13 protein-coding genes are annotated in these 12,289 nt (G+C 51.7%); 8 read left to right on the top strand and 5 right to left on the bottom strand.

What is annotated here, in order from left to right:
* Positions 1 to 8: 8 nt before the first annotated feature.
* The 7 genes from ACOQPU_RS04425 (at position 9) to ACOQPU_RS04395 (ending at position 5,839) form a co-directional block, all read left to right on the top strand.
* A complete protein-coding gene (locus tag ACOQPU_RS04425) occupies positions 9 to 1,199 on the top strand; it encodes a ThiF family adenylyltransferase (RefSeq protein ID WP_420643917.1) in 1,191 nt (396 codons plus the stop codon).
* Positions 1,200 to 1,483: 284 nt separating this feature from the next.
* The gene (locus ACOQPU_RS04420; RefSeq protein ID WP_420643916.1) at positions 1,484 to 1,750 is read left to right on the top strand and encodes an EsaB/YukD family protein; all 267 of its coding nucleotides are present in this window, start codon (positions 1,484 to 1,486) and stop codon (positions 1,748 to 1,750) included.
* A 120-nt stretch (positions 1,751 to 1,870) separates the two neighbouring features.
* Positions 1,871 to 2,404 carry a ubiquitin-conjugating enzyme E2 gene (locus ACOQPU_RS04415; protein WP_420643915.1) on the top strand — a complete coding sequence of 178 codons (534 nt, stop codon included), beginning with the start codon at positions 1,871 to 1,873 and terminating at the stop codon, positions 2,402 to 2,404.
* Complete coding sequence (locus ACOQPU_RS04410) at positions 2,379 to 3,596, top strand: Mov34/MPN/PAD-1 family protein (protein ID WP_420643914.1); 1,218 nt, start codon at positions 2,379 to 2,381, stop codon at positions 3,594 to 3,596. Before ACOQPU_RS04415 ends, ACOQPU_RS04410 begins: the two co-directional genes overlap by 26 nt.
* Before the next feature lie 61 nt (positions 3,597 to 3,657).
* Positions 3,658 to 4,791, top strand: coding sequence for a Mov34/MPN/PAD-1 family protein (locus tag ACOQPU_RS04405; protein ID WP_420643913.1), 1,134 nt, complete (start codon positions 3,658 to 3,660; stop codon positions 4,789 to 4,791).
* 86 nt (positions 4,792 to 4,877) lie between these two features.
* Positions 4,878 to 5,306: an RING finger protein gene (locus ACOQPU_RS04400; RefSeq protein ID WP_420643912.1), complete on the top strand. Its 429-nt coding sequence runs from the start codon at positions 4,878 to 4,880 to the stop codon at positions 5,304 to 5,306.
* Entirely contained in the window at positions 5,276 to 5,839 is a 564-nt protein-coding gene (locus tag ACOQPU_RS04395) for an RING finger protein (RefSeq protein WP_420643911.1), read from the top strand. Before ACOQPU_RS04400 ends, ACOQPU_RS04395 begins: the two co-directional genes overlap by 31 nt.
* Here the strand turns inward: ACOQPU_RS04395 and ACOQPU_RS04390 are convergent.
* The 3 genes from ACOQPU_RS04390 to ACOQPU_RS04380 all read right to left on the bottom strand — a co-directional run bounded on the left by ACOQPU_RS04390 (position 5,822) and on the right by ACOQPU_RS04380 (position 8,566).
* Complete coding sequence (locus ACOQPU_RS04390) at positions 5,822 to 6,400, bottom strand: ankyrin repeat domain-containing protein (RefSeq protein WP_420643910.1); 579 nt, start codon at positions 6,398 to 6,400, stop codon at positions 5,822 to 5,824. The two genes, ACOQPU_RS04395 and ACOQPU_RS04390, sit on opposite strands and share 18 nt — an antisense overlap.
* Positions 6,401 to 6,504: 104 nt before the next feature.
* A complete protein-coding gene (locus tag ACOQPU_RS04385) occupies positions 6,505 to 7,887 on the bottom strand; it encodes a sensor histidine kinase (RefSeq protein ID WP_420643909.1) in 1,383 nt (460 codons plus the stop codon).
* 1 nt (position 7,888) lies between these two features.
* Positions 7,889 to 8,566, bottom strand: a complete 678-nt coding sequence (locus tag ACOQPU_RS04380; protein ID WP_420643908.1) for a response regulator transcription factor — start codon at positions 8,564 to 8,566, stop codon at positions 7,889 to 7,891.
* A 202-nt stretch (positions 8,567 to 8,768) separates the two neighbouring features.
* On the opposite strand from ACOQPU_RS04380, the gene ACOQPU_RS04375 reads away from it, so the two are divergent.
* Positions 8,769 to 9,365: a GlcG/HbpS family heme-binding protein gene (locus ACOQPU_RS04375; protein ID WP_420643907.1), complete on the top strand. Its 597-nt coding sequence runs from the start codon at positions 8,769 to 8,771 to the stop codon at positions 9,363 to 9,365.
* Between the two features lie 97 nt (positions 9,366 to 9,462).
* Here ACOQPU_RS04375 and ACOQPU_RS04370 read toward each other — a convergent pair whose 3' ends face one another.
* Together ACOQPU_RS04370 and ACOQPU_RS04365 are read right to left on the bottom strand one after the other, a co-directional pair.
* Entirely contained in the window at positions 9,463 to 10,884 is a 1,422-nt protein-coding gene (locus tag ACOQPU_RS04370) for a cryptochrome/photolyase family protein (protein WP_420643906.1), read from the bottom strand.
* 18 nt (positions 10,885 to 10,902) lie between these two features.
* On the bottom strand, positions 10,903 to 12,228 hold the full coding sequence (locus ACOQPU_RS04365) for a MerR family transcriptional regulator (protein WP_420643905.1): 1,326 nt from the start codon (positions 12,226 to 12,228) through the stop codon (positions 10,903 to 10,905).
* Between the last annotated feature and the right edge of the window lie 61 nt (positions 12,229 to 12,289).

Below are 12,289 nucleotides of genomic sequence, written 5' to 3'. Positions count from 1 at the left end.
ATTAAACTATGTCTGAAACACCTGAAACAATCGTCATAACTGACCCTGACAGCGACCGCTACCACACCTTTGGCTACATCAGCTGGTGGCAGCAGGAGGTGGTGCGTAACGCCACCATCCTGGTGGTTGGCGCAGGGGCACTTGGTAACGAGGTACTCAAAAATCTGGCCCTCATGGGCATTGGCAATATCATCATTGCGGACTTCGACACCATCGAAGACAGTAATCTCAGCCGCTCCGTCCTGTTCCGCGCCTCGGACCGTGGCCGCCGCAAGGTAAATGCCGCCGCTGAGCGTGTGAAAGAGCTAAACCCGGATGTCAACGTGAAAACGTGGCACGGCAATATCAACTTCGAGATGGGTCTGGGCGTGTTTCGCCACGTAGACGCCATTGTTGGCTGCCTGGACAACCGGGAGGCACGACTTTCCATCAATCGCTTTAGCTGGCAAATAAATCGGCCGTGGGTGGATGGCGCTATTCAGGAGCTAATGGGCATCGTGCGCGTTTTTTGGCCCGGCCAAGGGGCGTGCTACGAATGCACCCTGACTGACCTGGATTACCAAATTATCAATCTGCGCTACTCTTGCCCGCTGCTGGCTCGGCAAAACATCTTGCAAGGCAAGGTGCCAACCACGCCCACCAGCGCCTCCATTGTGGCGGCGATGCAAACGCAGGAAGCGTTGAAGCTCATCCATGAAATGGAAGTGCAGCCGGGCAAAGCGGTGATGATCAATGGGCTGACCAATGACATTTACACCACTGAATACCCGGTAAAAGATAGCTGCATGAGCCATGCGCGGCTGGAGCCGATTGTGGCGTTGGAGGAGGTTACGGCCGTTTCCACCACCCTCAACGATCTGCTCAAAATCGCCCAGGAAAAACTGGCCGATGACGCCGTGCTGGAATTTGATGGTGAAATTGTGACCACCATGCACTGCCTGGACTGCGGCGAAAAGTTTGACATCTTCCGCAAAATGGCCCGGCTGTATGAAAATGAATCCACCTGCCCTAACTGCGGCGGCCGACGCGAAATGAACATGACCCACCGTGTAGATGGCAGCGAAGATTTCCTGGAGCGCACCTTAGCGGAAATGGATGTGCCACCCTTAGGTATCATCCGCGCCCGCAGCGCCAGCAAAAAAGAAAGCATCTACCTGGAATTAACAGGAGATAAAGAGACATTTTTGAAGTTTGACTAAGAATCGTAAAACGAGGAGTGAGCATTCTCAAATGCGAACGGGTGCTGCCAGGACGCATCTGAGGATGCTTTCTCCTCAATAAATTGTAACCCGGTAAGTGGCACGGCGAGGACGTGGCCACAGCCAAACATGTTAATTTTAAAGTTTGACTGAACCGTGCAACTGGGGAAGGCAAACTACGTATTAGAAAGTGTACACCCTAGTTGATTTGACAATAATCCACCGCAAACCAGGCGCGTGGCTCAAGAAGCAATTCAACCAAGACGAATGGAGGCTATTATAAAATGGCAAGCATAAAAACAATTATCTATGATCCAACTGGTTCCAAGAAAACCCCGGTAGAACTCCCAGACGACGTTCCGATGCGGCGGCTAATTCCGGCATTGGTTAGCAAGATGGGCTTACCGACCAGCCAGGGCGCCAACCCCATCACCTACCGGCTAGACCATCGCTCCTCTGGCAAGCGGCTAAGCGAGGATGAATCCTTGTCAGACGCTGGCGTCGTAGAAGACGATATCCTGAGCCTGTTCCCAGAAGTAACAGCAGGTTAATTGGCAAACGGTGAGCGGTATTCAGTAAACAGTATTCAGTAAACGTAAAAAGTGAGAAGCGCGAAGGACAAGTCAATCCTGGCTTCATCCTTCCGCTTTTTGCATATTTTTGAGGAAACCATGTCCTTTGATATTCGTGAAACCAGACTGCGTAACGATTACAAACAGATTCGGGCGCTGGTGAATCGCAGCGAATTTATCCACATTCTCAATACAGATGGCGATCCGGTAGAGAAGTATTTGATCCAGTTCACCTGCAAAGGTGTAGAGAAGATTAATTCAGCAGGTAAGCCATTGCTGCGGGAAAAGCACGAGGTAACTGTTTATCTCCATGCGGAATATCCGCTTAAACAACCACAGCTCAAGTGGCAAACGCCCATCTTCCACCCTAACATTCATGTAACCGGCGCAGTTTGCATTGGGGCATGGTGGCCTGCCAAAACATTGGATGAGCTGCTGCTGACGTTGGGTGAGATGATCCAATACAAAAACTACGATCCCAAGGATCCGATGAACTCAAAGGCAGCTGCCTGGGCACTGCGACACAAGCAAATTTTCCCCATCGACCGCCGCAATCTTAAAGGGCAATCGCTGGAAGATTTGATTGTACTTGGGGAGGAAGAATCGGATGAACTCGGCATCAACATCCTATAACGGCCGTTCCACCACCGATACCGAACCAATGATTGGCCAGCCAGAAATAGAGAGCTTGCCAGAACGGCCGTTAGCCAACCTGACTAGCAACGCCTACCTACATGGCCAACAGCCTGCCGAGAATCAAGTGATCGTTGCTCACCATCAGCAGGCACTCAGCCAAATTCGGGCGCACAGCGTTAGCAATTTACGCTCAGAGTTGGGCGGCGTGCTGTTGGGCCACGCCTACCGTGACGGCGAGCAGCTTTGGGTAGAGGTCATGGCCGCCCTGCCCGCCCGCAACGACGACCACGGGCCAATCCATTTCACCTTCACTGCCGATGCCTGGAGCCAAATCCACAACGAACGCGCCAAAACGTATCCCAATTTGGAAATTGTGGGCTGGTTCCACACGCATCCGGGGCTGGGTGTTTTTTACTCCAGCGATGATGTGGTGGTGCATACGGCCGCTTTCACGTTACCGTGGCATGTGGGGCTGGTGGTTGATCCATTGGGCAATACAGCCAGCTACTTTGGCTGGCAAGATGGGGAGCTCACGCCCATCCCTGGCTATTTTGAGCAACTAGACGTGCAAGAGACGCCCGTCGCCCCCTGGCGTGTAGCCCAAACCGAAGTGTGGCACACACGCGAAACCGAAGAATTCTATGCCTCTTACGAGGAGCGTCAGCAAGAAAGCGGCATGTTGCGCGCTGCTTACGGGCAGGAACGGCCGTTGGCATTGTCTAATGCAACCACTTTGGGCATTTTGGGCTTTGTCATTGGGTTTTTTTTGCTTTTTGGCTGGGTGGTCGCGCTGAATCGGCAGATCAATAGCCTGGAAAGCGTCATCGTCGGGCTAGCCGATGAAACGTCGCTGAATGCGGCCGTTTGCACCAATGATCAGTTGCGCATCTTAGCACCTACGACCACCGGAACAGCCGAGGGCGGCCAGGATGTACCCATTTTGGGCACGGCCGTTTTGCCAGGAGCTGCCCGTTACCAGGTGGAATTCCGACCAGTTGGGGGGGAAGAATGGAAGTTAGCTGGCGTACAACGTCGCCAAACCGATTTGGGACTGCTTACCAATTGGGATACAAGCGAACTACCGTTTGGCCAATATGATCTGCGGCTAACGGCCGTAGACCGCCAAAATATCCCCCTCCCCAACACAGCAAGCTGCCAAATTTCTGTTGAGTTAGTGGCTGGCGGTTAGTAGCTGGTTGCTCGCAATAAAACTAGCCACTAAACACCAGCAACTATTACTGAGAACTTTTATGACTGAATCATCAACGACACATTACGTGGCGATTATTCAAATTCATTTGCCTGGGCAAGATACGGCCGTATCCGCCAACATTCGCCTGACCCCAACCGAACTGGTTTCTGTAGATGGCAGCTATAAAACGCTGCATGAATGCACGCTGGCCGAACTGCAACAGTTTGCCGACCAGACAGAAGCTGAAATATGGGAAACGTATCGTGAAATCAGGCTGGCGGAATTAGCCAAAGATAACAACGTAAAAATGGCAATGGATGTGGTGGATGCCGAAGGCGAGCCGGTTGCCCCCTCGCGGGAATGGCTGGCAAAGATGGTGGTCGAAACGGCCGTTCCTGCTGAAATAGCGATTGAAGAAGCTGGGGACAGCACGGAAGCTGAGGCCGAAGAGACATCTGAACCTGCTGAACCTGAAGAGGAGCCTGCGGTAGAAACGGCCGTTGCCTCTGAAGCAGAGCCGGAACCCGAACCCATTGGGGCAGTGGCTGAAGAGAATGAGGATGTAGAAAACATCATTGTCTCTGAGCCAGAACCGGTGCATGAAGAGGTAGAGGCACAGCCTGAAAGTGATGAAAGGGCAGCTGTGATCGCTCCCAGCCGCGCACGCGTACGCATTGCTGGGCAGCATCTACCCGTAGGCGATCCAACACCAGCAGCCGTGGACATCACCATTGAAGAGCCAGCCTTACGCGCTTCGCAGGCGCATGCGTTGAGTAGCTTGAATCGTGAGGTGGCCGGGGTACTCATTGGCCCCCGACCCGAAAAGCAGCCAGACGGCCGTTACCGGGTTCACATCCTGGACACAATCATTGCCAAATACACGGTGATGCACGGGGCCAGCGTGACGTACACACCAGAAAGCTGGCGGTACATGACCGACAAGCTGCACGAACGGTATCCCGATGAAACGGCCGTTATTGTGGGCTGGTACCATACCCATCCCGGCTTTGGCATCTTTTTATCGGGAATGGATTTATTTATTCATCAGAACTTTTTTACACAAATTTGGCACGTTGCTTACGTATTAGACCCGCGCGCCCAAACCAGCGGCTTTTTTAGCTGGAACCGGCAAAAAACCGAAGTTTCCCGGCATAATTTTCTGTGGCCAGATTGGGCCGCCGGGAGTTGGTAACAATTTGTAGAGATTGGAGACTAGAGATTGGTGTATAATGCAATAAACAATCTCTAATCTCCAATTCTCTAATCTCTTTTTGAAAAATGGACGAACAAGAAATGCCCCCCCTCACCATCACGAATAATGACATTCAGGCGGCGAACCAGCTCAGCCTGCACTGCCCCATTTGTGCTAATCCGGTCGAAAAGTTTGTAGAAGAGCGCGATTTGCAACCGGTTTTGTGCGCCAAATGCGGTACGCTGTATCACAAAACGTGCTGGGAGTTGGGCGGCGGCAAATGCGCCGTGCTGGGCTGCGGGCATGAAAAGTTCAAAGTTCACGGCACGCCCACCAATCCAGTTCTGAGCATCAAATACACCGATTTGCCCCGGCCTTCGGCAAACGGCCGTTCCAGCCAGCAAACCAAGCGCCTCAAGGATCAACAGCGTCGTGAGGTAGAACAAATGCGTCGCTCCGACAGTTGGCTGGCCAGGCTGTTTAGGTGGCTGCTGGATCAAATCAAAATTGGCTAAAACGAGATTGGAGATTAAATCTCCAATCACTAATTATCCTCACCTCCCCCATGCTCGCCCCTATCACCATCACCAAGCAATCCCCATTTTTGGGTGAAGAGTGCGTGCTGTGCAAAAATCCATTTGCACCAGGGGACGAAGTAGTCATTTGCCCAGAAGACAGCAGCCGCCACCACACGCATTGTTGGCGAGCCAATGGCAGTGAATGCGCTGCCTACGGCTGTCGCGGGCGCGGTGGAATTGAGGTAGAGGCACCTGTACCGGAGCCATCCCCAGAAGAACCCCAAAATCAGCAACCAATAAACCCAGTGCCAACAAATGAACCAAACGGCCGTCTCCAGCGCACGGCACGTCGCTTTGGCTGTGGGCAAGGTTGTCTATTAATTGGTATTGCCATCGCCATTATTTTCTTTTCAATTGGCTGTTTTGGGCTGTGGGCTATTGCAGATTACATCATGCTTGAGGTTTTGGGTTGGCAGTATCGCGTTCCACAGACGGGTGCTTTCTTACCCTCATTACTCACCCTTCTCTAAAATCCGTGCGATTTCTTCGTAGCCGCGTCGTCGTGCGTGTTCCAAAGGCGTTACGCCACTGCCATCAGCCAGATTCACATCTGCCCCTGCTTCTACCAACAGCCGAACAACTTCTGTGTGGCGCGGCCCACCATCTCCTAAAATGATCGCTTCCAACAACGCCGTCCAGTTCAACCGGTTGATATGATCGATATCTATGTCTGTTTTGAGTAGCTCCTCGATAATCTCCACATGCCCACGGTCGGCAGCCCGAATCAGGCCAGTGCCATTATAACTGTCCAGGCTATGAACATCAGCCCCTGCCTCCAGCGTAAGCCGCAGCAGTTCCACATAACCCTCTGAAGTGGTAATCAGGTAAGCACTTTGCTGCGTGTTGTCCTGAACGTTTACGTTTGCCCCAGCCTCAATTAGAAGTTTGGCAACCTCTACATTGTTTTGATAAGCGGCGGCAATAAGTGGGGTAACACCCCGGTTATTGGCCACATTGACATCTGCTCCCTGTTCTAACAAGCGAGCGACTGCTTCAACATCGCCCTGCTGGGCCGCCAATATTAAGTTCATGCTCACCTCGGATTGATCTATTGAAGAAACCTCGCTCTGTTTAACAGAAGTTTCTGTGGATGTGCAAGCGATAAGGGCAGAAAAAAACAGTAGAAAGATGATGATTATTTTTGACATGAAAGCGTTACCTCAAAAACCGTTCCTTGTCTGGGATTGCTGACAACATTAATACGGCCATTCTGCGACTCAACCAACGTTTTGGCAATTGAGAGGCCCAAGCCAGTGCTATCTTGACTGCGGGCTGTGTCTACCACATAAAAGCGGTCAAATATGCGGGTTATTTCTTCTGCTGGGATGCCAGGACCAGTATCACAGACGTTAATGGTGATCTGCGAATGGGTGACGGCTGTTTCTACTTTAATCTCAGCCTCCGGTGGGGTGTGTTTTACGGCGTTGTCCAGCAATATGAGCAGCACTTGCTTGAGCGCATCTTCATTGCCTAAAACAGTGGTGGAAAGAGAACGGCCGTTGGCAAACTGAATGTGACGTTCTGGAGCAAGCTGCTTCATTTGTCGCTGCACAGAGTTGAGCAAAGGTTGGAGCGCAACAGGCTCCTGCCAGTTCGGCGGCTGAACATCTGCCCGCGCCAGGATGAGCAAATCATTTACCAAACGAATTAGACGATCCGTTTCCTCCACCAAATCGGCTAGCACATTGTAGCGGTCACCGTCGCTAATGGGCGGCTCGCGCCGCAGCAGTTCCAAATTGCCCCTAACAGTGGTAAGCGGCGTGCGGAGTTCGTGTGAGGCATCAGCCACAAATCGGCGTTGTGTTTGCAGGGCTTGCTCCGTCTGGCGATGAGCATCCTCCAACTCAGCCAACATTTGGTCAAACGTGGTTGCCAACTGCCCTATCTCGTCATCGGCACCCACATAATTAACTCGCCGACCAAAGTCGCGCGCCTGGCCAATTTTCAAAATGGCGCGGGCCAGCCGTGAGATAGGGCGCAAGCCTATACCGGCCAGCCACCAACCGCTGGCAACGGCCGCTAAAATGACCAGTAAGTTTCCGGCCACCAATACCTGACCAAGATTGGTTAACAAGCGATCGCGGTCGGTCAGCGAATTAGAAATCTGCAGCAATCCCCCTGCCGCTTCCCCAGCTTCTATGGGCTGGTTGTAGATGAGCCGTCGTTCGCCAGCAATGAAGGTGGTTGCTGTCCAGGATGATACGGCCGTTCCCCATACAGCTTCATCTACAGGCAGCCGATTTTCACCCAAATTTTGGGAGCGATCCATAATTTCTCCCGCTGCGCTGCGGGTCTGTACGTAAATTTCTGGTCCAGCATACTGGTTCACCAGCAGCGCAATCTCATTAGGATCAAACTGGGCATCCGCCACAATGCGCTGGGCTTTGCTGGCCAGCGTAGCTTCCAGCCGGTTTAAGCCGTCCTGCGCCACGGTGACGTAGCTGGCAATGCTAAAACCAGTGAGCGTGAGGGCCAAGATTGTGCTGTACAGTAAAGTGAGTCTTAAACGAAGGGACAAACTAATCCTCCCTCAAGACGTAGCCCACGCCGCGTATCGTTTGTATAAGTCGCGGCTCCCCAGCAGCTTCTGTTTTTTTGCGTAGATAGCCAATGTAAACTTCTAGCACGTTGTCATCTCCCTCAAAATCATAGCCCCATACGGTCTCCAAGATACGCTCGCGGGGTAGAACCTGCCGGGGATGTCGCAGCAGGTAACAAAACAAATCATATTCGGTGGGCGTTAAATCGAAATGACGAGTCGCGCGGCGGGTTTCCCGCGTGACGGGGTTTAGGTAAAGATCGCCGTAAGTTAACGGCCGTTCCCCAACAACCGTTTTCGTCCGCCGCAGCAAAGCCTGAATCCGTGCCAGCAGTTCGGCCGTGGCAAATGGCTTCACCAAGTAATCATCCGCCCCACTGGATAAACCTTCGACTCTATGTTCTACTGCATCACGGGCAGTCAGCATCAAAATAGGAATCTCATCAGCCAGAGTGCGCAGCCGGGTAACCACGCCAATGCCATCCAGATCGGGCATTAACCAATCCAATACGAGCAGGTCGGGACGCTGAACTTTAACTGTTTCCAGCGCATCATACCCATTATTGGCTGTGAGAACGTGAAATCCCTCGTATCGCAGCGTGCGCTGCAGCATGTCTAACAATTTTTGATTGTCATCTATAACCAAAATCGTTGCCATTTTTCTTTTATCCCGCTGTAATTTCTACATCATCCCCGAATTTAACACTGCTTGCTGAGAAAAGGGTAAGAAACAGTCACAGCTTTTTCTCAGCTTTTGCATAGAGAACTCACAGGCTCTTTTTTTAGTCTCAAGGTCATCGGCTGGGTATTAGCTGCCCAGATTTTTCTATCAATTTTTATTAGATAAGGAGAAAGCAAGTATGAAAATGCACAATTGGAAAAGCAAAAAGGTTCTCATGGCGGCACTGGCGAGTACGGCCGTTGTCCTTCTTGGCCTGCTCGTTTTACCCACTCTGGCAATTCCTGCCGTTTTGGCTGATGGTGAAAGTGCGATGCAAAATAATGATCACGCGGTACGGGGCTTGGTAAATCAAACAAACTTACCGCTCAATTTGGCACTGGCTGGTGCAACGGCCGCTATGGAGGCTTGCGCCGCAGACGGCTATTTGGTTAGCGTGGCGGTAGTAGATGCCAGCGGCGTTTCCCAGGTACAGCTGCGTGCTGATGGGGCTGGGCCGCACACTTTAGGCAGCAGCGATGGCAAAGCCTACACCGCCGCTAGTTTGCGGCGGGCGACATTAGGTTTAGCCAATTTTGTAGGCACTCGTCCCGATCTGGAAGGGCTGCGCGACATGGATGATCGCATTCTGATTTTGGGCGGCGGCTTACCCATTGAGGTTGATGGCGTTGTGGTCGGCGGCATTGGTGTAGGCGGCGCACCGGGTGGTGATCTGGATGAAGCCTGCGCTCAGGCTGGCATCGACGTCATATTGGAACGAATTGCCAACAACAGATAACCTCCAACGGTTAAGCCTCCTGCAGATTCAGTTCCAATAGATATTAGGGCTGGAGCAGTCCTAAGTTGTTTGATAATGGAGCCTGCGGGAGGCTCATTTATGAAGCGGCTTCGCGGGCTTCTTTGTACGCTTCCAGTGTCCAGTCGCGGGCTTCGTAATGGTTTACGATGGGTTCGGGGTAATCTTCACCAATCTTACAGTTTGCAGATTTTTGCACCATGGGCGGCATCTCCCAAGGTTGATGAATATAATCGTTAGGAACATCAGCTAATTCAGGAACCCAGCGACGAATATACTCCCCTCTCGAATCGAATTTTTTGGACTGTGAAATTGGGTTAAAGATGCGGAAATATGGGGCCGCGTCGGTGCCGGTACCGGCTGTCCATTGCCAGCCACCGTTGTTGGCCGCCGGATCGCCATCTACCAAATGCTGCATGAAGAACTTCTCCCCCCAACGCCAATCAATCAGCAAATCTTTCACTAAAAATGAGGCGACGACCATACGGGCGCGGTTGTGCATCCAACCGCTGCTGGTAAGCTGGCGCATCGCAGCATCTACAAGCGGGTAACCGGTACGGCCGTTGCACCACGCCTCAAACTCATCTTCCTTGTTGCGCCATGCAATATTGTCGTACTCCGGGCGAAAGCTGCGGTGCAGCACGTGTGGGAAATGGTGCAAAATGTGGACGTAGAATTCGCGCCAGATGAGTTCGCTGAGCCAGGTGTCGGCACCTTTGCGGGCCTCTTTGCTGGTTGCATTTTGTAGGCAGGTAACGGCCGTAACTACCGCCTGCCGTGCTGAAAGCATCCCAAACCGCAAATAGGGCGAAAGCTGTGAGGTGCCACCCAGCGATACTGTATTGCGATCCTGCGCGTACCGGTCAATCCTATTCTGGGCAAATTCTTTCAGAAGACGCTGCGCCTCCGCCTCACCCGGTTTGAAAGGCACGCTAGCCGGCAATTGTGGCTCTGTTGGCATGGCTTCGGTTTCAATACCTGCCGGTGTGTTGATTTGGTCTGGTGCAGGTAGCAGGTCTGAAAGTTTAGGCAACGGCCGTTCCAGCCAGGCTTTTTTCTTAAATGGCGTAAATACGATATATGGCTCGCCATTTGGTTTAAGCACGGTGCCTGGTGGATGCATAACAACACCGGCTGTCAACGTCAGCGGCAACGCCTCAGCAAGTTGGCTATCCCGGCAACGCGCGTAGCTGCTGAAATCTTCTTCGGCAAAAATAGCTTCTGCCCCACTTTCTGCCATAATCTCAGCCAGCACCTTTTGGGGACGGCCGTATCGTAGAATCAAGCGGCTGCTACGAGCGCGTAAATCGACATCTAGCTGGCGCAACCCTGCCCATAAAAAAGCACGTCGCTTCTCACCAACGTATTCAGATTTCTCAAAAAAGGGATCGACAATAAAAAGGGGAACCACCTGATCAGCAGCGTTTATTGCTGCCGCCAACGCCTGGTTATCAGCCAGACGCAAGTCACGGCGAATCCACCAGACGGCCGTTTTCATCATGTTCTATCCTTATGGAGTTTATCGCCTTATGGCGGGATTATTAGACACTTCACCAAGCCAATCGATAACCAGTTCCGCCACCCCCTCCAAACTATCCTGAGCCGCCTCATGGTAAGCATCTAAATAAAAGCGCAACATTTCCACTGGCATACTGTAATTCAATAACAGCTTTTCTGCCCAAGAGATTTCGGCACTTAAAAACTCAATATCGCCGAAAGTCAAAGCAGCGTAAATATCCCGCGACAGGTGCAAATTGGCGTTGGTGTAATGTTCATAAGAGATGCCTTTGGCCTTAAGCAACTTCCAGGCATGGGCTTCAATTGCAGCTTGATTTTCCCGAAAGTTGACTAAAGCACGCAGATAAAATTCTGGCACCTGTTTAATCGTCGGCGCAGGCATACCAAACGCCAACAGTCTATCTACAGTATGGGTTGCATCTTCCATTGTTTCGCCCAGAAAGTAGCCAGGAATCCGCTGCCGCAGGCGAGGCACCGTATTAAAAATGCGCCCGCCAAACGCCAACATCACTTCATTTTCGGCCGCTACATTTTTAGCTACTTCAAACAGCTTGGCTGCTGTATATAACTGCTGTGCAGTCATAATGATGAGGTCTGGCTTAATTGATTCAACCGTGGTGACAAAACGACTCTCTGGCACGTTTGCACCAAGATAAATCAGTTCCCAACCCCGGTGTCGCAGCATAATAGTAAGTGCCAACGGAGCAAAAGTATGGTTTTCATGTGGAGGACAGCCAATGAGTATCCGCCCTTGCCGGGTGGGTGCTGGTGACGCTGCCAGCAATGTATTTAAACGACGCATTGCCAAAGCTGAAGCAAAATGCTCTTGCTGCACTGACACTTCATCCTTAAACCACAATTCGCCAATAGTGGCCAACGCCTTTTGTAATAGCTGGGTCAGCACCATTTCTGGCCGATACATGGCAAATGATTGTGTCAGAATGCGCTCTGCGGAGGCTTCATCGAAGTTCAAACACGCTTCAATCCAGGCTTCACGCATGTCGTCAATTTTACTGCTGGTAGCAATGGCCGTTGCTTGTTCAGGTTGGCGCATTTCCTGATATTCCATTGCCAACAGTGGCGACTCCCCATCTGCTTCCAGGCTGCGCCACAGCTTTACGGCTCGGCTAATGCTCAGCCCTTCATCCTGACGGGCCATCAACCATTTTATGATGGCAATATCTCGATCGGAATAAAGACGATGACCACCTTGCGTTCGGTTAGGATTTGGCAATCCATACCGACGTTCCCAGGCACGCAGTGTATCCGGCTTGATGCCTGTTTCGTTAACAACAACTTTTAAATTGTAGGCTGGATTTTCATTCATTGAGGTCATATTTTTGGCGGGTACCTCTATATTGAGAATATTTCGCTTAAGCTAGGTCTTT

Source organism: Candidatus Leptofilum sp. (genome assembly GCF_965223285.1).
Classification (GTDB): domain Bacteria; phylum Chloroflexota; class Anaerolineae; order Promineifilales; family Promineifilaceae; genus Leptofilum.
The sequence above is the reverse complement of the archived record's forward strand: the minus strand, read 5'-3'. Positions and strand labels throughout refer to the sequence as shown.